Here is a 25,605-nt window from a genome sequence, read left to right on the forward strand (position 1 = left end):
CCGGACGCAGCGCGGCGCTCCTTCAGCGGTGCGCTGCAGAGCCGGGGCCCATCTCGCCGAGACTTCCCGTGTGGCTCTGGGTCCCGGCTCTGCGGCGCAGCGTTAATGCGCTGCACCTTGTCCGGGACACGCGAGATCACCGCCCGCTCGTCGCTTCCAGGCTGCGGCTGTACCGCGACATCGCGAAGCAGAACACAAAGTAGATCGCGGCAACGAAGATGTAGACCTCGACCGAGAATTGCTGCCACGCCGGATCGATGATCGCGGTCTTTGCCGTCGTCAGCAGATCGAAGATGCCGATGATCAGGACGAGGCTGGTGTCCTTGAAGAACGCGATGAAGGTATTGACCAGCGGCGGGATGACGTGGCGGATCGCCTGCGGCAGGACGATCAACCGGTTCTTGCGCCAGTAGGACAGCCCGAGCGCGTCGGCAGCCTCGTATTGCCCGCGCGGCACGGCCTGAAGGCCGCCGCGGATGACCTCGGCGAGATAGGCGCCCGCAAACAGGATGATCGCGATCTGTGCGCGGAGCAGCTTGTCGATGTTGAATCCACTGGGCATGAACAGCGGAAACATCACGCTCGCCATGAACAGCAGGCTCACCAGCGGCACGCCGCGGATCAGCTCGACATAGAGCACGCTGAGCGAGCGGATCGCCGGCAGCTTTGAGCGCCGGCCGAGCGCGACGAGGATGCCGAGCGGGAAGCCGAAGGCCAATCCAAACGTCGCCAGTATCAGCGTCACCGGCAGACCACCCCAGCGATCCTGCGAGACGAAGGAAAGCCCGAGCACGCCGCCCCACATCAGCACGCTAATGAGCGCGAGCGTGCCGGTCCAGAGATAGACGAGTTCGCGCCGCCAGAAAGCGCGGCGGGTCGAGAGAAAGTACAGCGCGACGAACAGTACGACCGACAGTGCCGGCCGCCACTGCTCGTCGAACGGATAGGTGCCGAACAGGATGAAGCGGTACTTTTCGGGAATGATCGCCCAGCAGGCGCCGAGGCCACGCACCGCGCGGCAGGCACTGGAATCGTTCGCCGGGGTGAGCCACACGGCATTGGCGATGCCCCACTGCACGAAACTGAAGATGCCTTTGGCGAGGATCGCCAGCAGCACGACGGTGAGGATGCCGTTCGGGATCGACGAGAACAGATTGGCGCGCAGCCAGCGCAGCGCCGGATTTCCCGTCTGCGGGCGGCGGGCGGCGCGCGGCACTTCCGGCATGTCGGCGATCGCGGTCATGCTCAGCGCTCCACCAGCGCAATGCGCGAATTGTACCAGTTCATGAAGAAGCTGATGGAAAGGCTGATGGTCAGGAACACCGCCATGATCAGCGCGATCGCCTCGATCGCTTGCCCGGTCTGGTTCAGCGTGGTGTTGGCGATCGAGACCACGTCCTGGTAGCCGATCGCGACCGCGAGCGAGGAATTCTTGGTGAGATTGAGATACTGGCTCGTCATCGGCGGCACGATGACCCGCAACGCCTGCGGCAGGATGATCTGTCGCAGCATGAAGCTGCGGCGCAGGCCAAGCGCGTTGGCGGCATCCCACTGTCCGCGTGGCACGGACTGGATGCCGCTGCGCACGATCTCGGCAATGAAGGCCGAGGTGTAGGTGACGAGTGCGATCAGCAGCGCGAAATATTCCGGGGCGAGCGTCAGCCCGCCGACGAAATTGAAGCCGCGCAGCTCCGGCCATTCGATCTTCCAGGACACGTGAAGCAGTATGGACACCAGCACGGGCAACGCGAGGATGAAGCTCACCGCGAAGGGCCATACCGGCCGCGGTTTGCCGTCGCGCATCTGCTGCACGATCAGCCATCGCCGGATGAGATAGACCACGGCAAGGCCGAACACCGCCGTGCCGAGCACCCAAAGCTGGGGCGGGCCAAGCGGAATGGCCGGCAGGATCAGGCCGCGATTGGACAGGAACACGCCCTCGACCGGCCGCCAAGCCGCGCGCGCGGCCGGCAGCGCCTGCATCAGCACGTACCAGAACAGGAGCTGAAGCAGCAGCGGGATGTCGCGGAGCGTTTCGACATAGACGGCGGCAAGTCGTGACAGCAGCCAGTTGGCCGACAATCGCGAGATGCCGATCAGCGTACCCAGGATGGTCGCGAGCACGATGCCGATCACGGCGACGCGCAAGGTATTGCCGACGCCGACGACGAAGGCCCAGAGATAGGTGTCTCTCGGATTATAGGCGAGCAGACTGTCGGCGATGGGCATGCCGGCCTCGCGGCCGAGGAAGGCAAAGCCGGTCGTGATGCGGCGCGCCGACAGGTTGGTGACGGTGTTGGACCAGAGAAACGCGATGACCGCGACCGCGATCCCGACCACCAGCACCTGCCAGAACAGGCCCTGCAGCTCGCGGCGTCCCCATGCCCCGAACAGGCGGCGGCGCGGTGGCGGTCTCGGCGTGTCCGATGTCACGGCACAAAAACCCTTCTCGAGAGGCAGCGATTGCCGGCGGCGCACGTCAACTGTTGCACCAATCTATATTTCGTGCAACAAATGTTTCATGGCCGAGCCCGCGAAATCCTCGCCGCTGAGCGAACTGCGCATTGCATTGCCATCGCTGCCGATGCGGCTGCAGGAAGTCGGGCGCTTCGTCGCCGCCAACGATTACGACGCCACCACCCGTTCGATGCGCGACCTCGCGGCGGAAGCCGGCGCCGATCCCGCCGCGTTCACGCGGCTCGCCAAGGCGATCGGTTATTCGGGCTGGGACGAATTGCGCGCGGCGCTGACCGAGGCGCGGCGTCCGTCGCAGACCTCGCCCTTCTCCGGCCGCGCCAGAGGCCGCCGGCCCGGCCCGCATGCCGATGTCGCGCTCGTCACCGACAAGCTCGAGGCCGAGGCCGCCGGCCTTCCGCGCATCCCGGCCCAGCCGATTGCGGAGGCCGCACGCTCCCTGCATGAGGCCAAGCGGATCTGGATCGCAGGCTATCGCAGCTGCCGCAGCGTCGCTGAGTTGCTGAACTACGAGTTGCGGCTGTTCCGTCCCGAACAGGTGCAGCTCGTCGGCGTGTCCGGCCCCGACGATCTCGATCTCGGCGCCTTCCGCCCCGGCGAGGCCGTCATCGTCATCGGCTTCCTGCCGTACACGCACGCGAGTGTCCGCGTCGCGCAAGCCGCCCACCACAGCGGCGCAACGCTGATTGCCATCGCGGACAGCCTCTCTGCGCCGATGGCCGAGGGCGCCGACCACGTGCTGCTGTTCGAGGCGGCCTCCTCTCCCGGCTTCTTCCCGAGTCTCACCGGCGCCATCGCGATCGCGCAGTCGCTGGCTGCGGTGACGTTCTCGCTCGGCGGCGTGGCCGCGAAGAAGCGCCTGGAGAATACCGAGACGCGGCTCACTGCTGCCTCCATCTACGTCTCAGAGAAAGGTTGACCCATGGCCGCTCGCACCAGCCGCGTGCTGCACCGCTCGCTCCGCGAGACGCCGCCCAAGGCGATCGGCGGCGAAGGCGTCTATCTCTTTGCCGAGGACGGAAGACGCATCATCGATGCCTCCGGCGGCGCGGCCGTCTCGTGTCTCGGCCACCAGCATCCACGCGTGATCGCGGCGATGGCAAAGCAGGCCTCCACGCTGGCCTATGCGCACACCGCCTTCTTCTCGTCCGAGCCGGCCGAGGCCCTCGCCGACACGCTGGTCGGGCACGAGCCCGGCGGCCTCGCTTATGCCTATTTCGTCAGCGGCGGGTCCGAGGCGATCGAGGCGAGCATCAAGCTCGCGCGGCAATATTTCATCGAGCGCGGCGAGACGCAGCGGCAACATTTCATCGCGCGGCGTCAGAGCTACCACGGCAACACGCTGGGCGCCCTCGCGGCCGGTGGCAACGCCTGGCGCCGCGCGCCCTATGCGCCGCTGCTCTCGGCCGCCTTCAGCCATGTGACGCCGGCGTTTGCCTATCACGAGAAGCGCGAGGGTGAATCCGATGCGCAGTTCGTGGCGCGGCTGGCGGCGGAGCTCGAAGCGGAATTTCAGCGGCTCGGTCCCAACACGGTCGCGGCGTTCCTCGCCGAACCGGTCGTCGGCGCCACCGCCGGCGCGGTGACGGCACCGGACGGCTACTTCAGGGCGGTGCGTGAGATCTGCGACCGGCACGGTGCACTGCTCATCCTCGACGAGGTCATGTGCGGCATGGGCCGCACCGGCACCACGCATGCCTGGGAGCAGGAAGGCGTCGCGCCGGACATCCAGGCGATCGCCAAGGGCCTCGGTGGCGGCTACCAGCCGATCGGGGCGATGCTTGCGAGCGGGAAGATCATCGACACCATCCGCGCCGGCTCGGGCGCCTTTCAGCACGGCCACACTTATCTGGCACATCCCCTCGCCTGCGCCGCCGCACTGGCGGTGCAAGAGGTGATCCGCGAGGACGGCCTGCTCGAGCGCGTGAAGGAGCGCGGCAAGCAGCTCGAACAGCGCCTGACCGAGCGCTTCGGCAATCACCGCCATGTCGGCGATATCAGGGGCCGTGGCCTGTTCTGGGCGATCGAGCTCGTCGCCGATCGCGCCAGCCGCGCCTCGTTCGATCCCGCACTCAAGCTCAATCAGAAGATCAAGGCGGAGGCCTTCGCCAATGGGCTCGGCTGCTATCCCGGCGGCGGCACCGTGGATGGCGTGCGCGGCGACCACGTGTTGCTGGCGCCGCCCTATATCGCCTCCGCAGAGGAGATCGACCTGATCGTCGACAAGCTCGGCACGGCCGTCGATAACGTATTGCGTAGTGTCAATCACTGTGGGGAGTAGCATGATGAGGAAAGTGGTTATCGCAGCGAGCGTGTTCGCTGCATCGACAGTTGTCGCATCCGCCGCGACGCTCGATACGGTGAAGAGCCGTGGCACGCTGGTGTGCGGCGTCAGCGCCGGCTTTGCCGGGTTCTCCGCGCCCGACTCGCAAGGCAATTACAAAGGTCTCGACGTCGATTATTGCCGCGCGCTCGCGGCCGGCGTGCTCGGTGATGCCAGCAAGGTGCGCTACGTCTCGCTGACCGCGCAGAACCGCTTCACCGCCCTGCAATCGGGCGAGATCGACGTGCTCTACCGCAACTCGACGCAGACCTATCTGCGCGGTGTGACGCTGGGCCTACGGCAAGGCCCGATCAACTTCTACGACGGCCAGGGCTTTGTCGTGAAGAAGGATCTGGGCGTCAAGGACATCAAGGACCTCAAAGGCGCCACCGTCTGCGTGGCGCAAGGCACCACGCACGAGGTGACGCTCGGCGATTACGGCCGCGCCAATGGCATCGATTGGAAGCCGCTGGTGTTCGACCGCGTCGACACCATGTACCAGACCTTCTTCGGCGGCCGCTGCGATGCCATGACCCAGGATGCCTCCGCGCTCGCCGGCGCCGTGACCACGGCGGCACCGAACCCGGCCGATTACGTCGTGCTGCCGCAGACCATCAGCAAGGAGCCGCTCGGGCCCTTCACCCGCAACGGCGACGAGGTCTGGAGCGACATCATCACCTGGCTGCATTACGGCCTGATCGAGGCCGAGGAGCTCGGCGTGACGCAGGCCAATGTCGAGGAGATGGCGAAGTCACAGACGCCCGCGATCCAACGCCTGCTGGGCGCCTCCGGCGACCTCGGCTCGCGGCTCGGGCTCGACAACAAATGGCTGGTCACCGCGATCAAGGTCACCGGCAATTACGGCGAGATCTACGAGCGCAATGTCGGCAAGGCGAGCCCGCTCAAGCTCGATCGCGGCCTCAATGGCCTCTGGAGCAAGGGCGGCTTGATGTACGCGGTGCCGTTCAAGTAAACGACTGCCGAGTCCCGGACGCAGCGCAATACTGCGCATTGCGCTGCGTCCGGGGCATGAGACCCATGGATAGCCACCTTAGATGACGACGTCCCCTCGCATCGCCCTGATCCACGCCCTCAAGCATTCCATCGCCCCGATCGAAGCGGCGTTCGCCAAGGCCTGGCCAGAGGCGCGGCTGATGAACCTGCTCGACGACAGCCTGTCGGCGGATCTGGCCCGCGACGGCGCACTCAACGATGCCATGACCGAGCGCTTCCTCGCACTCGGCGATTATGCGGCGGCGGCCGGGGCGAACGGGATCCTGTTCACCTGCTCGGCCTTCGGCCCCTGTATCGAGGCGGTCGCACGCGCGCATGCGCCGATGCCGGTGCTCAAGCCGAACGAAGCGATGATCGCGCGGGCGGTGACAATGGGCAGACGCATCGGCCTGTTGTCCACCTTTCCGCCGACCCTTGTGTCGATGCCGCCGGAGTTTCCGGCCTCGGTCCAGATCGTGCCCAAGCTTGCCGATGGGGCCCTGGCGGCGCTCGACCGCGGCGACCGCGCTACGCACGACCGGCTGATCGTCGAAGCGTCTAAGGACCTGCGCGATTGCGACGTCATCGCGCTGGCCCAGTTCAGCATCGCCGCGACGGCGCCTCTGGTGGCGGAAGCCACCGGCCGTGCCGTCGTGACCACGCCTGACAGCGCGGTCGACAAGCTGATGACACTGCTGAAAGCGAAGGCTTAGCCACCTGTCACTTTTCGACGCCGCGCGCCCTTGATTGCAGCCGCGAGCGCGGCCTTCGTTTCGCTGACGAAATCCTCGACCAGGTCCTCGCGGGTGGTATGGGCGGCCTCGCCGGTGAACAGGCCCTGCTCGGCCAGCATCACCACGCCGTGCAATGCCGCCCAGATCTTGAGCGCCTGGCGTTCGCGCAAATAGCCCACGGCAGGCGCTTCCAGGGCTTCGATCACGAGCGAGAAGGTCTCGCGCGTGGCCTCGTGGAGCTCGCTGCCCTTGTCGGCGCATGCCACGGTGCGGGACGCGAACATCAAGCGGTAGATGCCGTTGCGGCGCAGGCCGAACTCGAGCGTCGCCTGCGCCAGCCGCGACAGCTTGGATTGCTTCGACGTCCCAGCCATGGCCTCACGCAAGATCGCGCTGAGCTGCCTGAACGCCTCCGCCGTCACCGCTGCAAGCAGCGCCTCGCGGTCGGCAAAATGGCGGTAGGGCGCCGGCTGTGACACGCCGAGCTGCTTTGCCAGCGCCTTGATGCTGATGGCCTCGGCGCCGCCCTGTTCCGCCTCGCGCAAAGCGGCCTTGACCAAGGCATCGCGAAGATCGCCATGGTGGTAGGTGTTCGCAGGCTTGCGGGCGAGTTGTGAGCGCATGGTGTGGCGAACCTATAAGTTTGCGCTTGACAGGGAAAGCCTGCCGCGAATGTAATAGCATATAACTTAAAGCCCGCGGCAAATGCCGCGGATAAGATCGACATGAGGAACGCGCCGCCCTGCGGGCCCCGCGCATACGACCGAGGATGCCGCCATGACAGAGCGACTGAGGGTCCACGTGGATCCCGACAAATGCCAGGGCCACGCGCGTTGCAAGGCACTCGCGCCGGAACTTTTCGAGCTGGACGAATACGGCAACGCCCACGAAGCCGGCGATGGCACGGTCCCGCCGGGGCTCGAGGACAAGGCCTGGCTTGCCAAATCCAACTGCCCGGAAATCGCGATCGATGTGATCGAGGAGTAGTGCGGCCCCTGCCGCCCCGCATCCTTTCAGCGAACACGAGCCAAGGGATTCCATGCCATGTCCGACGCCAGTCCGCCCGCCGCCCATCCGCCCGTCACCGACTGGGTCCATGATTTCGACCATACCGATCCGCAATGGACGGAGGATCCCTTCCCGATCTGGGACGAGCTGCGCGCAGCGAGCCCGGTCGTGCACACCGAGCGGTTCCTCGGCTGCTACATGCCGACGACCTATGAAACTGTGCGCGAGATCGCCAACGACACCGAGCATTTCTCCTCGCGCCGCATCATCGTGCGCGACGTCCGTCCCGAGATCGCGAGGAACGCCGCCCCGCCGATCACTTCAGATCCGCCCGCGCACAAGCCGGCCAAGCAGCTGTTGCTGCCGCCCTTCACGCCGGACGCGATGAAGAAGCTGGAACCGCGGATGCGCGCGATCTGCAACGAGCTGATCGACGGCTTCATCGCCGATGGCAAGGTCGACGCCGCCGCACGCTACGCCAAATATATCCCGGTTCGGGCCATCGCCCACATGCTCGGCATCCCCGAGAGCGACAGCGATCTCTTCATCAACTGGATCCACATGATCCTGGAGCTCGGCATCAAGGACGAGAGCAAGCTGCTGCAGGCCGTGCAGGAGATGAGTGCCTATTTCAGCGCGCATATCGAGGCGCGCAAGGACAAGCCGACCGACGATCTCATCTCCTACCTGATGAACGCCAAGGACAAGGAGGGCAACCCGCTCGAAGACTCGCACGTCCTGGGCTCGCTGCGCCTGCTCCTGATCGCCGGCATCGACACCACCTGGAGCGCGATCGGTTCCTCGCTCTGGCACCTCGCGAAGACGCCGGGCGACCGCGAGCGACTGATCGCCGAGCCAGGACTGATCCCGACCGCAGTTGAGGAGCTGCTGCGCGCCTATTCTCCGGTGACGATGGCCCGCGAGGTGGTCAAGGAGACCACGATCTCGGGCTGCCCGGTCAAGGCGGGCAACATGGTGCTGCTGTCCTTCCCGGCCGCAAATCGCGACCCCAAGATGTTTCCGGACGCTGACAAAGTCGTGATCGACCGTCGCGAAAACCGGCACGCCGCCTTCGGTCTCGGCATTCACCGATGCGTCGGTTCCAACCTGGCGCGCATGGAGATGCAGGTTGCGCTGGAGGAATGGCTGAAACGCATTCCAGATTTCCGGCTCGATCCGGCAGGCGCCGTGACCTGGTCACAGGGCACGGTGCGGGGCCCCCGCCAGTTGCCATTCTTGCTCGGAAAGGCGATGTAGGCCTTTCCAGACAACGGAGAGGCCGGACGTGACTGAACAAGCAATCAAGCCGGCCTCCGACCACATCGACATCGCCGACGCCAAGCGGCGGATCAAGGCGATCTTCATCGGCTCCATCGGCAATCTGGTCGAGTGGTACGATTTCTACGCCTATACAGCGTTCGCGCTCTATTTTGCTCCCGCCTTCTTCCCCGGCAACGACCCGGTCGTGCAGCAATTGAACGTCGCCGTCGTCTTCGCGGCGACGTTCCTGATGCGGCCGCTGGGCGGCTGGTTCTTCGGCTATCTCGCCGACCATTTCGGACGGCGCATCTCGCTCACGCTCTCTGTCGTCTTCATGTGCTTTGGTTCGCTGATCATCGCGCTGACGCCGACCTATGCCACGATCGGGTTCGCCGCGCCGGTGATCCTGGCGCTTGCCCGCGTCATCGAGGGCCTGAGCCTCGGCGGCGAATATGGCGCCAGCGCCACCTATCTCAGCGAGGTCGCCGATCCCAAGCACCGCGGCTTCTATTCGAGCTTTCAATACGTCACCCTGATCGGCGGCCAGCTCACCGCGATCATCGTGCTGCTGCTCCTGCAAAAGGTCTTCCTCACGCCGCAGGAGCTGAAGGACTGGGGGTGGCGTATCCCCTTCGCGATCGGCGCGGCGCTTGCGATCTTCGCAGCGGTGATGCGGCGCGGCCTGCACGAGACGGAGGCGTTCGAGGAAGCCAAGAAGGTGGTGAAGCCGACCGGTTCGATCACCAATTTGCTGCGTTATCCGCGCGAGCTCCTGCTGGTGGTCGGCCTCACCGCCGGCGGCACCGCGGCGTTCTACACCTTCACCACCTACATGCAGACCTTTGTCAAGCTTTCGGTCGGGCTGACCGAGGACCAGACCACTTTCGTGATCTTCGGCACCTTGGTCTTCGCGACCATCCTCCAGCCGATCTACGGCGCGATCTCCGACAAGATCGGACGCAAGCCGCTGCTGATCTTCTTCGGTGTCGCCGGCACGCTCGCGACCGTGCCGCTGTTGATGACGCTGAAGGAGACCAAGTCGCCCTTCGTCGCGTTCGTCCTGATCTGCTGTGCCTGGCTGTTCGTCGCCGGTTACACCTCGATCAACGCGGTGGTGAAGGCCGAGCTGTTCCCGACCAATGTCCGCGCGCTCGGCGTCGGCCTGCCCTATGCCATCACGGTGTCGGTCTTCGGCGGCACGGCGCCAGCAATCGCGCTCTATTTCAAGAGCATCGGGCACGAGGAATGGTTCTACTTTTACCTCAGCGGCATCATCTGCCTGTCCTTGGTGATCTATGCTACCATGCGCGACACCAAGCACACTTCGGCAATGCATCGGCACGAGTAGACCATGGCTGACGAGACGCCATCCGACAGCAAGCTGACGCGCACCAAGGAGAAGTGGGCGCGCGAGGGCCGTTTTCTCACGGGGAAGATCACGCGGCCGGAGGACCAACGGCTGCCGCCCGGCCAGCACCTCACCAAGGACTGGCCTGTGCTCGATCTCGGAGTCGTGCCGCCGGTGTCACGCGAGCGCTGGCGGCTCGACGTCTATGGCGCGATCGAGACGCCCGTATTCTGGACCTTCGCCGAATTCATCGCGCAGAAGCAGGCCCGGTTCACCTCCGACATCCATTGCGTCACCACCTGGTCGCGCTACGACAATGAGTGGGAAGGGCTTGCCACGCGCGAGCTGCTCGCGGCCTGCCAGCCGCGCGAGGATGCACGCTTCGTGACGCTGCATTCCCATGACGGCTACACCACCAACCTCGCGCTGGAAGACTTTGCCGCCGAGGATGCGCTGCTCGCCCATAGCTGGTCCGGCCAGCCGCTGACGGAGGAGCATGGCGGCCCGGTGCGGCTGGTCGTGCCGCATCTCTATTTCTGGAAGAGCGCGAAATGGCTTCAGGCCATCGAATTCCTGACCGAGGACGCGCCGGGCTTCTGGGAAGTCCGCGGCTATCATAATCGCGGCGACCCCTGGGCCGAGCAACGCTATTCCGACGATTAGAATTCAAGCAGGAACGAGGGGAAGCCCATGTCGACGGAGCGCTTTCAATTCACGGGCGAAGGCGGACATCAGCTTGCCGCCGCGCTGGAGTTGCCGGATGGCGAGCCCGCGGCCTACGCGCTGTTTGCGCACTGCTTCACTTGCGGCAAGGACACGCTGGCCGCCAAGCGCATCTCGGTCGCGCTGGCAGCCAAGGGCATCGCGGTCCTGCGCTTCGACTTCACCGGGCTCGGCTCGAGCGAAGGCGATTTCGCCAATTCGACGTTCTCCTCCAACGTCGCCGACCTCGTCCGCGCGGCCGACCATTTGCGCAACGCCCGCAAGGCGCCGTCGATCCTGATCGGCCACAGCCTCGGCGGCGCAGCGATCCTCGCGGCAGCCGGACATATCCCGGAAGCCAGGGCAGTTGTGACCATCGCGGCGCCATCCGATCCGGCGCATGTGACCGGCCTCTTCAGGGAGCATCTCGACACCATCCGCGCGCACGGCGAGGTCGAGGTCTCGCTCGCAGGACGCCCGTTCCGGATCAAGCGCGAGTTCCTCGAGGACATCGCCGAGCACGAGCTGATGAAGGACATCACAGGGCTGCACAAGGCGCTGCTGGTGATGCACTCGCCGGTCGACGACACCGTCGGCATCGACAATGCGACCAAGATCTTCGTTGCGGCCAGGCACCCCAAGAGCTTTGTCTCGCTCGACCATGCCGATCATCTGCTCGCCAAGCCCGCCGACGCGCTCTATACGGCCGATCTGATCGCGGCCTGGGCCAGCCGCTACATCGACACCGCAAAACCTGCGAAGGCGATGGATCTGCCCGAGGCGCCGCGCCAGGTCGTGGTACGGGAGACCCGCAAGAGCAAGTTCAACCAGGTCGTCAGCGTCGGCCCGCATCAGCTTGTGGCGGACGAGCCGGTGGCTGCCGGGGGCGAGGACGCCGGCCCCGGGCCCTACGATTTCCTGCTTGCTGGCCTCGGCGCGTGCACCTCCATGACCATGCGTCTTTATGCCGACCGCAAATCGCTGCCGCTCGACCGCGTCACCGTCAGATTGAAGCATTCCAAGATCTACGCCAAAGACTGCGCGGAGTGCGAGACACGCGACGGCATGCTCGACCAGATCGAGCGCGACATCGTAATCGACGGGGCGCTCGATGCCGAGCAGCGCAAGAAATTGATGGAGATCGCCGACAAGTGCCCGGTGCACCGGACATTGACGTCGGAGATCCGCATCGTGACGAAGGCCGTGGACTAGCGCCACTGCGCTAGAAGCACGATGCCATCGTCCGCAATGCAGCGCTGATCTCGTTCTCGCGCCAGGCCGCAAAACCGAGCAGCAGGCCGTGATCGCGGGGCCGGTCCAGCGCCAGGCCGGACAGCGCCCGCGTTTCAACGCCCGCGGCAGCCAGTCGCTTGACCGCCGCCCGATCGGCGCTACCGTGTTTGAGGCGAGCGACGAGCTGGATGCCGCCCGCCGGCACTTCGACCGAGAGCATCTCGCCCAGATGGCGCTCCAGTCCTGCAACGATGTGGTCGCGGCGCGCGTGATAGAGCCGGCGCATCCGGCGCAGATGCGCAAGGAAATGCCCGTCGGCAATGAACTCGGCCAGCGCTTCCTGGATGTGGCTGGATGCGATCAGCCCGATGTGCCGCTGTGCGATCTCGAAGGTGCTGACCAGCGCCGGCGGCACAACGAGATAGCCGAGCCGGATTTCCGACGTCATCACCTTTGAGAAGGTACCGACATAGAACACGCGACCATGGGCATCGAGCCCTTGCAAGGCCGGCACCGGCCGGCTGTCATAGTGGAATTCGCCGTCGTAATCGTCCTCCACGATCCAGCTCTTGCCGGGCCTGCACACACCAAGAAATTCGGTGCGACGCGTCAGCGACATCAGCCGTCCGGTGGGATGCTGGTGCGATGGCGTCATGAAGATCAATTTCGGGGCCGCGAGACCCGGCATCCGCTGCATGCCCTGCGCGTCCAGCCTCATGCCGGTCACGCGCGCGCCGGAGGCACGGAGGGCTGCGGCTGCGCCAGGATAACCGGGGTCCTCGACCCAGACCTCGTCACCGGGCGAGATGAGAACAGCCGCGATCAAGGTCAGCGCGGCCTGCGCGCTCGGCAGGATCATGATCTGCTCTGGCGTGGCGCGAACGCCTCTGCTCGCTGCCAGATAATGCGCGAGCGCCTCGCGCAGGCGCGTTCGGTTGACCGGTCCGAGTTCGCGTTTGGCCGCACGCACGGCGCTGCGGCGCAGGCAGCGAGCCCAGATCTCGTTCGGAAACTCTCGCGCATCTCCAAGCCCTGGCCGCAACGGTCTGAGCGGCACCTGATAGGACATCGGCCAGTCGGTCTGCTTGAGCTGCGAGGCCCAGGGTGAAAGCCGCAGCTTGCCGGAGCGCACGCGCGCCGCAACGGCATCTGCCCCTTGCCGTCGTTCGCCGCCGTCGACGGTGACCACCGGACGGCGGCCGTGCGACGCCTCGAGATATCCCTCCGCGGCGAGCTGCTCGAATGCATAGGTGACGGTGTTGCGGGAAACGCCGAGATCGCTGGCGAGCCGGCGGCTCGATGGCAGCGCGCGACCTTTGCCGAGGCGACCGGTCGCGATCAAGCCACGGAGCTGACTCGTCAGTTGAGCCACCAGCCCGTCGTCGCCGGCCCGTTTCAGGTCGATCAGGGCCGAGATCATATCATCCGAGACTGGCACCTTGTTCCTTTCTCATCTGGCGCTTTTGTGGGTACCAGCGCGGATGCTATCTGCCGGACCGGACTGCTTCAAGGATCTTGCGATGAACTCCCTGTCACCCCGCGCGGCCGTCGGCCTGTTCCTCATCGTCGTGCTGGCCTGGGGCGTAAACTGGTCGGTGACGAAGCAATTGGTGCAGCTCGTCCCGCCGCTGTGGAGCTCGGCGATCCGGAGCTGGATCGCGCTGGCAGGATTGTTTGTGATCCTCGGACTGAGCAACAATCTTGTGATTCCGGAGCGGCGCGACGTGCCGGTGGTCCTCAGCGTCGCGCTGCTGCACATGACGCTCTTCTCCATTCTGGTCGCGGCCGGCCTGCGCTTCCTGCCCGCGAGCAAGGGCATCGTGCTCGGCTACACCACGCCGCTCTGGGTGGCGATTGCAGCCCCCCTGCTCGGGAAGGACACGCTGACCGCACCCAAGCTTGCCGGCGCCCTGCTCGGACTGATCGGCCTTGCCGTGATCCTGAATCCGTCCTCAATCGATTGGAGCAATGCCAACGTCGTGCTCGGCGCCGGCATGGTCATCCTGGCCGCGATCTCCTGGGCAGCGAACATCATCTATATCCGCGCGCATCGCTGGATCGCCTCCCCGCTCCAGCTCTTGTTCTGGCAGCTGCTCGTGGCCACGGGCGTGCTCTCGACCCTGGCGATGGTCATCGACGGACTACCACATGTGGAATGGTCGTGGCGGCTGGCTATGCTTTTCCTGTACTCTGGCCTGATCGGAAGCGCGCTGGCCTATTGGGCGATGTCGATGGTCAACAAGAGCATCTCGGCGCTGACGACGTCGCTTGGCACCACCGGGACGCCGCTCGTCGGCATCGCCAGTGCAGCGATCCTGCTGGGCGAGCCCATCGACATGAGCCTCGCTGTCGCGGCCGGATTGATCGTCACCGGCATCGGACTTGCGACGCTCGGCGACCGGCTGTTGCGCAGTCAGGCCACCGCGGGCGGTTGAACCCGCAGCACGCCACGCAAACCTGCGGTCGTGCCAAGCAGGATGCCGGCGAGCGCGACGAACGAGCCCAGCGCCAGCGTCGATACGCCCGTGAGCCCCTGCCCGATCGAGCAGCCGAACGCCATCACGCCGCCGATGCCCATCAGCGCGGCGCCGCTGCCTGAGCGCAGCATGTGGCGCGGCGAGGAATAGCCTTCGAGCTTGAAGCGGCCTGTGGCGAGGGCGGTGATCAGGCTGCCGGCGAAGACGCCGGCGACCGTCGCAATGCCGAAGTTGAGCGTCAGGCCGGTCGAGAGCATGGCGTATTGCAGCGCGTCCGCGATCGGCGCGATGAAGGTGAGCGAGGTCACCGGCACCGGATTGAAGTCGTCGGCACCGAGATAGCCGGTGACGAGCCAGCCGGCGGCGACGAGCAGGCCGACGACGACGCCCGCCGCGATCTGGCCCGGCGAGCGCCGGAACATCGGATGCGCGAAGGCAAACAGGATCAGCGCGACGACGATCACGGCCGCCGCCAGCGCACGCGAGAGCGCTTCACCGGGGCCAATCGATGCCAGCAACGAAGGCAGCGAATTGACATTGACGGTGGTTTGCGAGGCCTGAACCAGCGCGATGCGCGCCGGCGCGACCAGCCCCTTGAGCGTCATCTGCGCTGCGATGGCGAGCACAATCACCACGACGAAGGAACGGAGATTGCCGCGGCCGAGCAGCACCAGGGCGCGCGAGCCGCAGCCGTTCGACAGCACCATGCCGTAACCAAACAGCACTCCGCCGAGGAACAGCACCGGCACCGAGAACGTCTGCTGCAGGTAGATCGACTTGCCCAGATCGGCCATGCCGTTGCCGGCAAGGAACTGGCTGGCGGCGATCGCAACGGCGATCGCCAGCGCATAGGTCCGCACCAGCCGCCCGTCTCCTTCCGCGAGCCAGCCGCGCATGCTGCTCATCAGGCAGAAGCCGCTGAGCAGGCCGACGGCGCCGTAGACGAGGCCGATGGCAAGGCCAGCGAAGATGACGAGTGCGGCGGACGAATCCATGATTACGGCTTCAGGACCACGCGATCCCGCGAGGAGCCGGCAACCGCGACATACGCCTCCTTGGCGCGCTCCAGCGGATAGACGGCATTCGCCTTGATCGGGAACGGCTTCAGCTGGCCGCTCGCAAACCCGGGGCCGAGATCGCGCAGCACTGCGCCTGTCGCGGCAGACGACAGGCCGAGCGTGTCGATGCCGACATAGGTGTGCTGGCCCCGGTAGAATTCGAGGATGTTGAACTGCACGATCCGATCGATCGCGGCGATCAGGATCTGACGGCCACGCAATGCGAGCGACTTGTGCGCGGCCTGGAAGTAGGGATCGCCGACCGTGTTGAAGACGATGTCGGCTCCCTTGCCGCCGGTCAATTCGCGCACGCGCGTGGCGACGTCGGTCGCGGAGGCGTCGACCACCTCGATGGGGGCGTTGGTGTGGCCTTCGTGAGCTTCCGCCTTGCGCACCACGCCGACGACGCGCGCGCCCTGCCAGGTCGCGATCTGCACAGCGGCCTGGCCGACCTTGCCATTGACGCCGAACACCAAAACGGTCTCACCGTTCTTCGGCACGCCCGCGCGGCGAAAGCCTTCCATCGCGGTGACGAAGGGCACGCCGATGCCGGCGGCCTCCTCCCAGGACAGCGTCTTCGGCTTATCGACGACGGCGTCCGCTTCGACCACGAGATGGGTTGCGTGGGTGCCGTCGCGGCGGATGCCGAGATCGCCGGAAGAGCCGAACACCTCGCGGCCGACCGTGCCGGCCGGCCCGTCGATCACCACGCCGGAATAGTCGCGGCCCGGCGTGCGCGGGAACACGGCATAGGGCATCAAACCGGTCGCGGCCTTGACGTCGGAGGGATTGACGGCGGCGGCCTTCACCTCGATCAGGACATCGTTTGGACCGCGCGCGAGGGCGAGAAGCTCGACGCCGGGGGCGAGCGCCGCAGCGTTCTCGGCCTTGGCATTGAGGCGCACGCAGCGCGCTTCGACGGTTTTGGTATCGGCTGGCGACATGAAAGACCCGCGATTGCTCGCGGGCCTTGTCGCCTTTGGGGCCGGTCAAGTCAATCGGTCAAGTCAATCCTTGGGCCGCTTGTCGTAGAGGCGTTTGGCCTTGCCGAGCGAGCGTTCCAGCGTGGCGGGCGCGACCACCTGCACCCTGGAGCTGATGCCGATGGTGTTCTTGATGTGGGTCGAAATCCGGTCGGCATGGTCGAGAAGACCGCGGCCGTCCCAGCTTTCGGATCGCGCCTCCGCGATGATGGTGAGCTCGTCCATCCGGCCTTCGCGGGTCAGTTCCAGGATGAAGTGGCCGCCGCACCAGTCGGTCGCGAGCAGCACCTCCTCGATCTGGGTCGGGAACAGGTTGACACCGCGCAGGATGATCATGTCGTCCGAGCGGCCCGTCACCTTCTCCATCCGCCGCATCCCCGGCCGCGCCGTACCCGGCAGCAGCCGCGTCAGGTCGCGGGTGCGATAGCGGATCACGGGAAAAGCTTCTTTGGTCAGTGAGGTGAACACCAATTCGCCCTTCTCCCCGTCGGGCAGCACCGCGCCGGTCTCGGGATCGATCACTTCGGGGTAGAAATGATCCTCCCAGATGTGCAGGCCATCCTTGGTCTCGATGCATTCCTGGGCGACGCCGGGTCCGATCACCTCGGAGAGACCGTAGATGTCGGTCGCGTCCATATCGAAGGCCTCCTCGATCTCGCCGCGCATCGCATTGGTCCAGGGCTCGGCGCCGAAGATGCCGACCTTGAGCGAGCACTGGCGCGGATCGAGCTTCTGACGCTTGAACTCGTCCAGGATCGCCAGCATGTAGCTCGGCGTCACCGTGATGATGTCGGGCCGGAAATCGTTGATCAGCTGCACCTGCCGCTCGGTCATGCCGCCCGAGATCGGCACCACGGTGCAGCCAAGTTTTTCGGCGCCGTAATGCACGCCGAGACCACCGGTGAAGAGACCATAGCCGTAGGCGTTGTGGATGATCATGCCCGTACGGCCGCCGGCCGCGCGGATCGAGCGCGCCATCACGTCCGACCAGGTGTCGATGTCTCCTTGTGTATACCCCACCACGATCGGCTTGCCGGTCGTGCCGGAGGAGGCATGCACGCGCACCAGCTTCTCGCGCGGCACGGCGAACATGTTGAAGGGATAATTGTCGCGAAGATCCGTCTTCACCGTGAACGGGAATTTCGCGAGATCGGAGAGCTCGCGAAAATCGGACGGATGTACGCCGGCCTCGTCGAAGGCCTTGCGATAATGCGCGACGTTGTCATAGGCGTGCTTCAGCGACCAGCTCAGCCGCTGCTTCTGCAGCGCCATGATCTCGTCGCGCGAGGCGCGCTCATGCGCGTCCATCTCGGCGCTATAGGCGCTGCCGCCTTCCTTGAGTCTCGTCAGAGCCATCCTCGTTTCCCATCATTGATCAGTTTTTTCTTGATTGATTATTGGTCCTGCGTCGGCAACCACGTGCCGGGAATGACACGCGAGTGCCCGCGGAACTCGGCGATGACGGTATCGCCTGCGGTAACTCGCACGTCATAGATGCCGGAGCGGCCGCCGCGCGTGACCTCGCGCGCCTTCGCAACAAGGCGGTCGCCGAGCCTTCCCGGCTTGATGAAGGTGATCTGCCCCTGCGCTGCGACCACGCGTTCGTTGTGCGAGTTGCAGGCAAAGGCGAAGGCGGAATCGGCGAGCGTGAAGATGAAGCCGCCATGGGCAATGCGTTGGCCGTTGACCATGTCCGGCCGCACCGTCATCGCGAGCGTTGCATAGCCGGGGCCGATCTCGACGATCTCCATGCCGAGCCCTTTGGAGGCATCGTCCTCAGCCCACATCGCCTCGGCGCAGGCGCGGGAAATATCCTCGGGCGACAGGGCAGCTTTGACGTTCACGCGCTTCTCCCGGCCAGATGTTTGCCCATGATGTTCTGCTGGTTGGTCAGAACTGTCAAATAATGCGACGCATTTGCATCGTCAGCGTCTGATGTGCCAGCTCAGACATGATCATAATCGACCACGACGCGCTCCGACGACGGCTTGGCCTGGCACGTCAGAACGAAGCCCGCCTTCAGCTCCCAGGGCTCCAGCGAATAGTTGATGTCCATCGGCGCCTCACCTTCGACCAGCTTGGCGCGGCAGGTCGAGCACATGCCGCCCTTGCAGGCGAAGGGCAGATCAACGCCGGCGCGTAGCGCTGCATCGAGGATCGCCTCGTCCTCGGCAACCGGAACGTCGCGGCGCTTGCCGTCGATGATCAGCGAGGCGATTGCCTTCGGCGGCGCGTCGGGCGCGACCACCTTCTTCGGCCGCGGCTTGCCGCCGAACTCGGAGACGAAGCGCTCGACGTGGATGCGTTCCTGCAGGATGCCGAGCTCGCGGCAGGTTACCTCGATATCCTCGCTCATGCCGAGGGGCCCGCAAATGTAGACATGATCGACGCTTCCCGCCGGCACCAGCGAGCGCAGCAGCACCCTCACCTTGTCGCCGTCGAGCCGGCCATGCAGGATCGGGATGTCCTGCTCCTCGCCGGAGATGACGTGGAAGATCGAGAGGCGATCGATGAAGCGGTCCTTCAGTTCCTCCAGCGCCTCGAGGAACATGATGTTGTCAGTCGAGCGGTTGCCGTAGAACAGGAAGAAACGACTGCCCGGCTCACGCGCAAGCGTGCCCTTGACGATCGACAGGATCGGCGTGATGCCGGAGCCTGCGGCGAAACCGACATGGATGCGTGCGCTATCCGCCGGCGGGACTGCACCGAACCGCCCGGTCGGCGTCATCACGTCGAGCTGGTCGCCGCATTTGAGCTCGTCCGCCGCCCAGTTCGAAAACGCGCCGCCGTCGATCTTCTTCACGGCGATACGAATCTCTCCGTCATCAGGGCCGGAACAGATCGAATAGGAGCGCCGCACCTCCTCTCCGTCCAGCGTGGTGCGGAGCGTGAGGTACTGGCCGGGCGTGAAAGCGTAATCGCCAGCGAGATCGCCGGGGATGGCGAAGGTCATCGAGACGGCGTCCGACGCCTCGCGACGAAGGTCGCTGACGGCCAGGCGATGGAAGCGCGGTGCGGCTGCTGACATGATCAATGACACTTGAAATAGTCGAAGGGTTCGCGGCAGGCCTTGCAACGCCACAGCGCCTTGCAGGAGGTCGAGCCGAATTCAGACAGAAGCTCGGTATTTTCCGAGCCGCATTGCGGGCACGCGACGGCCTGCCCGCCGAACAACGCGCGACGCGAGCCCGAGGCTTGCGGCGGCGCGACGCCGTAGGCGCGCAGCTTTTGGCGGCCCTCCTCGCTCATCCAGTCGGTGGTCCAGGCCGGCGACAGCACGGTGCGGACTTTTGACCGGCGAAAACCGGCGCGCTCCAGCGCCAGCTCGATCTCCAACGCGATCATGTTCATCGCCGGACAGCCGGAATAGGTCGGGGTGATCGCGACCTCGACGTGATCGCCGTCGAACGCAACCTCGCGTAGCACGCCGAGGTCGGCGATGGTCAGCACCGGAATTTCGGGATCGACCACGCTCGCCGCAGCGTCCCAGGCGCGCCGGCGCAGTTCGCTGTCGCGGTCGAGCAGGCTCACCATGTCAGCCCCGGAAAGGTGCGCTGCATCGATTGCAGCTCGGACAGGAGATGGCCGAGATGTTCGCTGTGCCGGCCCACGCGGCCACCTTGCTGCATCCAGTCGTTCTGCGGCAAGACCAGCGTGGCTTCGCTGACGACATCGGAAAGCGTCTGCAACCAGCGACCACGCAAGGTGCCGGGATCGATCGCGATACCGGCATGGATCAGCGCGCGCTCGCCGTCATCGACGGCAAACATCTCGCCGGTGAAGGCCCAGAGCTGATCGATCGCGGCTTGCGCGCGGGCGTGGCTCTCATCGGTGCCGTCGCCGAGCCGGATGATCCATTCGGAGGCGTGGCGCAGATGATAAGCGCTCTCCTTCTCCGACTTGGCGGCAATCGCTGCCAGCGTCGTGTCGCGCGAATTCATCATCGCGCGCCAGTAGAGGTCGGCGAAGGCCGAATAGAAGAACTGCCGCACCAAAGTCTGGGCAAAATCGCCGTTGGGCTGCTCGACCAGAAGGAGGTTTCGGTACTGCCTGACGTCGCGCAGATAAGCGAGCTTGTCCTCGTCGTTGTCCTTGCCTTCAGCCTTGGCGGCATAGCTGTAAAGCTCGCGCGCCTGACCGATGAGATCGAGCGCGACGTTGGAGAGGGCCATATCCTCTTCCAGCATCGGCGCGTGACCGCACCATTCCGATAGCCGATGGCCGAGGATCAGCGCATCGTCGGCGCGGCGCAGCGCGTAGAGCACCAGCGGCTTTTCGGAGACCTGGATGTTGGCGACGGGCATCACATATGCCCCACTTCCTCGGGCACCTCGTAAAAGGTCGGATGCCGGTAGATCTTCGATTCCGCCGGCTCGAACATCATGCCTTTTTCGGCGGGATCGCTCGCGGTGATCGCGGTCGACGGCACGACCCAGATCGACAGGCCCTCGCCGCGGCGGGTGTAGATGTCGCGGGCGGCTTGCAGCGCCATAGTGGCATCGCTCGCATGCAGCGATCCCACGTGCTTGTGCGCGAGCCCGTTGCGGCTGCGAATGAAGACTTCCCACAGCGGCGTGTTCGGCGTGGCCATATTGAACTCCCTATTCCGCGGCTTGCGCAGTCTGGCGATGCGCACGTTTGGCGGCATAGCTAGCTGCGGCCTCGCGCACCCAGGCGCCGTCTGCATGCGCCTTGCGACGCGCGGCTATGCGGTCGCGATTGCACGGGCCGTTGCCGGCGAGCACCTGCTTGAACTCGGTCCAGTCGATCTCGCTGTAACGCCAGTGCCCGTCGGCATCCTGAATCATGCCGGGATCGGGGATGGTGAGGCCGAGATATTGCGCCTGCGGCACCGTGGCATCGACGAATTTCTGGCGCAGCTCGTCATTGGAGAAGCGCTTGATCTTCCACTTGGTCGAGGTGTCGCTATGCTGGCTGGTGCTATCTGGCGGGCCGAACATCATCAGCACCGGCCACCACCAGCGGTTCAGCGCATCCTGTGCCATCGCCTTCTGCTCGTCCGAGCCGCGGCACAGCGTCAGCATGATCTCGTAGCCCTGACGCTGATGGAACGACTCCTCCTTGCAGACCCGGATCATCGCGCGCGCATAGGGACCGTAGGAGCAGCGGCACAGCGGGATCTGGTTCATGATCGCGGCGCCGTCGACCAGCCAGCCGATGGTGCCGATATCAGCCCAGGTCAGCGTCGGATAGTTGAAGATCGAGGAGTACTTGGCTTTGCCCGCGAGCATGGCATCGATCAGCTCCTCGCGCGATGAGCCGAGTGTCTCGGCCGCGGCATAAAGATAGAGCCCGTGGCCGCACTCGTCCTGCACCTTGGCGAGCAGCGCGGCCTTGCGGCGCAGGGTCGGCGCACGGGTGATCCAGTTGCCCTCAGGCAGCATGCCGACGATTTCGGAATGGGCGTGCTGGGAAATCTGCCGGGTGAGCGTCTTGCGATAGGCCGCCGGCATCCAGTCGTTCGGCTCGATGCGCTCCTCGGCATCGATGCGGGCCTGGAACTGCGCAGCTCGGCCTGCGTCCTCAAGACCGCGGTCGTCGGTCTCGGCCGTATTCAGCGCCTGGGTATACATGCGCATCCTCCCGATTTATTGGGAGGCAATATATAACAAAAATTACGTCATGCAAGATATTTCTGTAACATAAAACTCAGGCCCCGAACCTCCTTTCCAGCAGCTTTCGCGCCGGCGGCAATGGCCCCTTCTCGTTGGTTCCATGTCCATCAAGCCATTGTTCGGAGGGGGCGAGCAGCGCGCGATAGATGTCGCCGCAGAGCTCGCGGGCCGCCCTGCCCGGCCAGTCCGCCGGCAACAGGCTTTCGGGCAGCAGCGGATCGCGCAGCACGACGCGGCGGTAATGGTGGATCAAGAGGATGCGCGCGGTGAAGGCGTCGGCCTCGGACAGATCGGCGCCGCGGCCGATCGCGGCGCGCAGCGGCTCGAACGTCTTCATGAATTTCAGATAGGCATCCGCGGTGCGATCCAGCGGCCAGCTTGCGCTGAGCAGGCGACGCCCGCTGTCATCCTCCGCCGAGACTTCGAGACGGATCGCGCCCGAGGCTTCATCCGGCACCGGCAGGCCCGACGGCGCGACCCAGACCCCCGGCAACGGGCTGCCGAAGCCGGCGTTGCGGAGCGCCTCGCGCGAGACATCGCGATCCTCGCCATTGCCGATCAGCAGCAGCTCGAAGCGGCCGGTCCAGTCCGATGGCGGCGGATCGTAGATGTGGCGCGTGGCAGCCTCGAACGTCTGGCGTCCCTTGTCGGCGAGCCGATAGAAACTGTTGCGGCCGACCTTCTCGCGCGTCAGCCAGCCATCGGCGGCAAGCCGCGACATTGCGGTGCGGACAACCCCGCTGTCGATGTCCAGACTCTCGAAGAATTCCAGCAGCGTGCCGAGCCACACCGAACCGCCGCGCGGCACGATGGCATCGCCGAACACGGTGATGACGATGGAGCCGGTGCGCGACGGTTCACGCTTGAGCTGATCGACGATGCGGGAGAGCGGATGCGCCATGCGCGAGGCATAGCGCGTTTGGTGCAGGCGCGACAATGGATGGGAGCGACACTCTTGCTCTCCCTCTTCCCGTTCTTACGGGGAGAGGCGAAGAAAGCTACCGATGCGGATCGGGATACGCCAGGCTGCGCCAGCCGCTGCGGTCAAACGGGCGCCACTGGCCTTCTTTCTGCGCAAGGCGGTCGGCAACCGCGTAGACCACGGCGGGATGATGGCCCATGCCGCAATGGCTGCTCTCGACCTCGATGCTCTCGGTCTGCGCCCCTGACTTCTCCATGCAGCCCTGCCAGGCGCAAACGCCGTCGGTGCGGCTGAAGATGGCGGTGGTCGGCACCGGCGGCGGGACAGCGAGCTCGCCGCCGAACCGCGGATCGACCTCGTCGGACTTCCGCCCGCTCGCCCATTCATAGACGCGCCAGGCATTGGTCGAACGGGGATTGCCGGCAAAGGGACTGCCGAGCGTGATCACCTGACGCACGCGGTCGGGCATCATCTTGGCGAGCTGGCGCGCATAGAGGCCGCCGAGGCTCCAGCCGACCAGGCTGATCTTGCGGCCATGTGTGTCGCTGAGCTCCTCGACCAGATCGACCATCGCATGCTGCACGCCCTCGCGCAGGCCATAGTTGCGGCCCTGGCGCCAGCCGCTTACCGCATAGCCCTTGCTGGTCAGAAACGTGCGCAACGCACGCGTGGATGCGTCCGAGGCCACGAGGCCCGGCAGCACCAGCACCGGATGCCCATCGCCACGCGGCGCAAGGCTGAGCAGCGGCAGCGCGCCGAGGAATGCGCCGAACTCGTGGATCGCGCGCCCTTCCAAAAACATCAGTGTTCTCGACGGCGGACGCAGCGTCTGGGCAGTAGCGGTCATCAATGTTTCCCCTGAGAAGACGCCGGGCGCGATGCCGGCAAATGGGCATGAATTCCAATACGCCGGCTTCTTGATCGTTCCGCAGCGCAGCATGAATCAGCTAGGCGGCCGGTTCCCGATATTCAAGCGGGAGAGTCGCGGGGCGACAATAGGCCCGCGCATTAATGCTAACGTCCGTGACGCAAAAGTCACAGCAATCGGAGCAGGAATTCTACGGAGTAGAGCACCAGCCCGGCGAGCCCACCGATCAGCGAACCGTTGAAACGGATGTATTGCAGGTCGCGCCCGATGTTGATTTCGATCAGCGAAATCAGCTGCGCCATATCCCACGCCTTGACCTGGTCGGAGATGAAAATGGAGACGCCGCTCTTCTGGTCGGCGACGAAGCTGCGCAACACCGTCACCAGACCCTTGTTGATCTCGTCGCGGAGCTCGGCATCGCCGGCGAGGGCTTCACCGGCAGCGGCGAACATGCCGGCGAGGTGATGCTGAAGCACCTGTGTCTCACCGCTCGCGCTGCGTTCGATGAACGAGCGCGTGTTGGCCCAGACGGTGCGGGCCAGATCGGCGAGCTCCGGCCGCGCAAGCAGATCGCGCTTCAGCCCGTCGATCCGGTCGATATAGGCCTGGTCGGTGCCGAGCCGGTCGACGAAGCTCAACACCATGCGGTCGAACTCGCCGCGGAACGGATGCTTGGGATCGCTGCGCACTTCATTGAAGAAGGCGGTTGCGGATGCCACGATCTTGTTCACCAGAAACTTGTCGGCACGATAGAGCCGCAGCAGGGTCGGCAATTCCGCGCGCACCTTGTCGCGGATCATCCCCATCGTCTCTTTCTGGTTCAGCGTCTCGTGCATCACGCGCAGGAGATCGTCGAACAGGATCTGATGGCGCCCCTCCGCCACGAAACCGCGCAGCGTGCCGGCGGCGAGTGGCGCAAGGTCGATCGCCTGGAGCTGCGATGACATGCGGCGGATGATGAAAGTCATCAAGCCCGAGCTCTCGGTCGCCGAGACGGCCTCCGGCAACAGGCGGAGCGCGAAACGCGCGAGATCGTCGCTGCGCTTGCGGTCGCGGAGCCAGTCGGCGACGAAGGAGCCGAAATCGATCTCCTTCAGCTTGGCCTCGACCGGACCCGCCTCGAGGAAATGCACCTGGATGAATTCGCCGAGCTTGTCGGCGATCCGGGCCTGGTTGCTCTGGATGATCGCAGTATGCGGAATCGGCAGGCCAAGCGGCCGCTTGAACAGCGCGACCACGGCATACCAGTCGGCGAGGCCGCCGATGGTCGCGGCTTCCGCGAAGGCGGCGATGAAGCCGAACACGGGATGCACCGGCAGCAGCCATTTCGCGACGATGAAAAGCAGAAGCGTCGCGGCCAAGACCAGTGTCGCCAGCGCTTTCACACGGCGCAGCTCGGCCGCACGTTCGGCATCGCCGGGGGTGTCGAAGGAGAAGGTGGCGGGTGCATTCATGACGGATGGGAGATTACGTCATTCCGGGGCGATGCGAAGCATCGAACTATGGTGCGCTCTTGCGCACCTGAGAAGCTCGAGATTCTCTGGTGCGCAATTGCGCACCAGAGTTCGCCCTTCGCATCGCCCCG

Annotated in this window: 26 protein-coding genes; 10 read left to right on the forward strand and 16 right to left on the reverse strand. The window is 65.3% G+C overall.

Features of this window, described 5'->3' with window-relative positions:
• Positions 1–136: 136 nt before the first annotated feature.
• Together RAD04_RS02340 and RAD04_RS02345 are read right to left on the reverse strand one after the other, a co-directional pair.
• On the reverse strand, positions 137–1,243 hold the full coding sequence (locus RAD04_RS02340; protein WP_461622468.1) for an amino acid ABC transporter permease: 1,107 nt from the start codon (positions 1,241–1,243) through the stop codon (positions 137–139).
• Positions 1,244–1,245: 2 nt separating this feature from the next.
• Positions 1,246–2,433 carry an amino acid ABC transporter permease gene (locus RAD04_RS02345; protein WP_461622469.1) on the reverse strand — a complete coding sequence of 396 codons (1,188 nt, stop codon included), beginning with the start codon at positions 2,431–2,433 and terminating at the stop codon, positions 1,246–1,248.
• Positions 2,434–2,521: 88 nt separating this feature from the next.
• On the opposite strand from RAD04_RS02345, the gene RAD04_RS02350 reads away from it, so the two are divergent.
• From RAD04_RS02350 to RAD04_RS02365, 4 genes are all read left to right on the forward strand, one after another.
• On the forward strand, positions 2,522–3,394 hold the full coding sequence (locus RAD04_RS02350; RefSeq protein ID WP_461622470.1) for a MurR/RpiR family transcriptional regulator: 873 nt from the start codon (positions 2,522–2,524) through the stop codon (positions 3,392–3,394).
• A gap of 3 nt (positions 3,395–3,397) precedes the next feature.
• Positions 3,398–4,756, forward strand: coding sequence for an aspartate aminotransferase family protein (locus tag RAD04_RS02355; RefSeq protein WP_461622471.1), 1,359 nt, complete (start codon positions 3,398–3,400; stop codon positions 4,754–4,756).
• 1 nt (position 4,757) lies between these two features.
• A complete protein-coding gene (locus tag RAD04_RS02360; protein WP_461622472.1) occupies positions 4,758–5,771 on the forward strand; it encodes an amino acid ABC transporter substrate-binding protein in 1,014 nt (337 codons plus the stop codon).
• 82 nt (positions 5,772–5,853) lie between these two features.
• The gene (locus tag RAD04_RS02365) at positions 5,854–6,504 is read left to right on the forward strand and encodes an aspartate/glutamate racemase family protein (protein WP_461622473.1); all 651 of its coding nucleotides are present in this window, start codon (positions 5,854–5,856) and stop codon (positions 6,502–6,504) included.
• Here the strand turns inward: RAD04_RS02365 and RAD04_RS02370 are convergent.
• Complete coding sequence (locus tag RAD04_RS02370) at positions 6,501–7,148, reverse strand: TetR/AcrR family transcriptional regulator (protein ID WP_461622474.1); 648 nt, start codon at positions 7,146–7,148, stop codon at positions 6,501–6,503. The two genes, RAD04_RS02365 and RAD04_RS02370, sit on opposite strands and share 4 nt — an antisense overlap.
• Before the next feature lie 154 nt (positions 7,149–7,302).
• Here RAD04_RS02370 and RAD04_RS02375 point away from each other — a divergent pair, with 154 nt between their 5' ends.
• From RAD04_RS02375 to RAD04_RS02395, 5 genes are read left to right on the forward strand one after another with little or no spacing between them, the layout of a single operon-like run.
• A complete protein-coding gene (locus RAD04_RS02375; RefSeq protein ID WP_007607931.1) occupies positions 7,303–7,512 on the forward strand; it encodes a ferredoxin in 210 nt (69 codons plus the stop codon).
• Positions 7,513–7,569: 57 nt separating this feature from the next.
• Positions 7,570–8,790 (forward strand): cytochrome P450, encoded by a 1,221-nt coding sequence (locus RAD04_RS02380; RefSeq protein ID WP_461622475.1) that lies wholly within the window; start codon positions 7,570–7,572, stop codon positions 8,788–8,790.
• 28 nt (positions 8,791–8,818) lie between these two features.
• Entirely contained in the window at positions 8,819–10,141 is a 1,323-nt protein-coding gene (locus tag RAD04_RS02385; RefSeq protein WP_461622476.1) for an MFS transporter, read from the forward strand.
• 3 nt (positions 10,142–10,144) lie between these two features.
• Positions 10,145–10,804, forward strand: a complete 660-nt coding sequence (locus tag RAD04_RS02390; RefSeq protein WP_461622477.1) for a sulfite oxidase-like oxidoreductase — start codon at positions 10,145–10,147, stop codon at positions 10,802–10,804.
• Positions 10,805–10,831: 27 nt separating this feature from the next.
• On the forward strand, positions 10,832–12,055 hold the full coding sequence (locus tag RAD04_RS02395) for a bifunctional alpha/beta hydrolase/OsmC family protein (RefSeq protein WP_461622478.1): 1,224 nt from the start codon (positions 10,832–10,834) through the stop codon (positions 12,053–12,055).
• 10 nt (positions 12,056–12,065) lie between these two features.
• On the opposite strand, the gene pdxR is transcribed toward RAD04_RS02395, so the two are convergent.
• A complete protein-coding gene (gene pdxR / locus RAD04_RS02400) occupies positions 12,066–13,496 on the reverse strand; it encodes a MocR-like pyridoxine biosynthesis transcription factor PdxR (RefSeq protein WP_461622698.1) in 1,431 nt (476 codons plus the stop codon).
• 100 nt (positions 13,497–13,596) lie between these two features.
• On the opposite strand from pdxR, the gene RAD04_RS02405 reads away from it, so the two are divergent.
• Positions 13,597–14,511 carry a DMT family transporter gene (locus RAD04_RS02405; RefSeq protein WP_461622479.1) on the forward strand — a complete coding sequence of 305 codons (915 nt, stop codon included), beginning with the start codon at positions 13,597–13,599 and terminating at the stop codon, positions 14,509–14,511.
• On the opposite strand, the gene RAD04_RS02410 is transcribed toward RAD04_RS02405, so the two are convergent.
• From RAD04_RS02410 to RAD04_RS02465, 12 genes are all read right to left on the reverse strand, one after another.
• Complete coding sequence (locus tag RAD04_RS02410) at positions 14,490–15,548, reverse strand: YeeE/YedE family protein (RefSeq protein ID WP_461622480.1); 1,059 nt, start codon at positions 15,546–15,548, stop codon at positions 14,490–14,492. The two genes, RAD04_RS02405 and RAD04_RS02410, sit on opposite strands and share 22 nt — an antisense overlap.
• A gap of 2 nt (positions 15,549–15,550) precedes the next feature.
• Complete coding sequence (locus RAD04_RS02415; protein ID WP_461622481.1) at positions 15,551–16,555, reverse strand: quinone oxidoreductase family protein; 1,005 nt, start codon at positions 16,553–16,555, stop codon at positions 15,551–15,553.
• A 63-nt stretch (positions 16,556–16,618) separates the two neighbouring features.
• A complete protein-coding gene (gene paaK, locus RAD04_RS02420) occupies positions 16,619–17,950 on the reverse strand; it encodes a phenylacetate--CoA ligase PaaK (RefSeq protein WP_461622482.1) in 1,332 nt (443 codons plus the stop codon).
• A 38-nt stretch (positions 17,951–17,988) separates the two neighbouring features.
• A complete protein-coding gene (gene paaI, locus RAD04_RS02425) occupies positions 17,989–18,438 on the reverse strand; it encodes a hydroxyphenylacetyl-CoA thioesterase PaaI (protein ID WP_461622483.1) in 450 nt (149 codons plus the stop codon).
• A 101-nt stretch (positions 18,439–18,539) separates the two neighbouring features.
• Entirely contained in the window at positions 18,540–19,622 is a 1,083-nt protein-coding gene (gene paaE / locus RAD04_RS02430) for a 1,2-phenylacetyl-CoA epoxidase subunit PaaE (RefSeq protein WP_461622484.1), read from the reverse strand.
• Between the two features lie 2 nt (positions 19,623–19,624).
• Positions 19,625–20,128, reverse strand: a complete 504-nt coding sequence (gene paaD / locus RAD04_RS02435; RefSeq protein WP_461622485.1) for a 1,2-phenylacetyl-CoA epoxidase subunit PaaD — start codon at positions 20,126–20,128, stop codon at positions 19,625–19,627.
• Complete coding sequence (paaC, locus tag RAD04_RS02440) at positions 20,122–20,898, reverse strand: 1,2-phenylacetyl-CoA epoxidase subunit PaaC (RefSeq protein ID WP_461622486.1); 777 nt, start codon at positions 20,896–20,898, stop codon at positions 20,122–20,124. The genes paaD and paaC overlap by 7 nt, the downstream gene beginning before the upstream one ends.
• Positions 20,898–21,185 carry a 1,2-phenylacetyl-CoA epoxidase subunit PaaB gene (paaB, locus tag RAD04_RS02445; RefSeq protein WP_008136594.1) on the reverse strand — a complete coding sequence of 96 codons (288 nt, stop codon included), beginning with the start codon at positions 21,183–21,185 and terminating at the stop codon, positions 20,898–20,900. The genes paaC and paaB overlap by 1 nt, the downstream gene beginning before the upstream one ends.
• 10 nt (positions 21,186–21,195) lie before the next feature.
• A complete protein-coding gene (gene paaA, locus RAD04_RS02450; RefSeq protein ID WP_461622487.1) occupies positions 21,196–22,188 on the reverse strand; it encodes a 1,2-phenylacetyl-CoA epoxidase subunit PaaA in 993 nt (330 codons plus the stop codon).
• Positions 22,189–22,264: 76 nt separating this feature from the next.
• Positions 22,265–23,131, reverse strand: a complete 867-nt coding sequence (gene paaX / locus RAD04_RS02455; protein ID WP_461622699.1) for a phenylacetic acid degradation operon negative regulatory protein PaaX — start codon at positions 23,129–23,131, stop codon at positions 22,265–22,267.
• 97 nt (positions 23,132–23,228) lie between these two features.
• Positions 23,229–23,999 carry an esterase/lipase family protein gene (locus RAD04_RS02460; protein ID WP_461622488.1) on the reverse strand — a complete coding sequence of 257 codons (771 nt, stop codon included), beginning with the start codon at positions 23,997–23,999 and terminating at the stop codon, positions 23,229–23,231.
• Between the two features lie 188 nt (positions 24,000–24,187).
• The gene (locus tag RAD04_RS02465; protein ID WP_461617247.1) at positions 24,188–25,474 is read right to left on the reverse strand and encodes a DUF445 domain-containing protein; all 1,287 of its coding nucleotides are present in this window, start codon (positions 25,472–25,474) and stop codon (positions 24,188–24,190) included.
• Between the last annotated feature and the right edge of the window lie 131 nt (positions 25,475–25,605).

The organism is Bradyrhizobium sp. 25ACV (assembly GCF_054863005.1).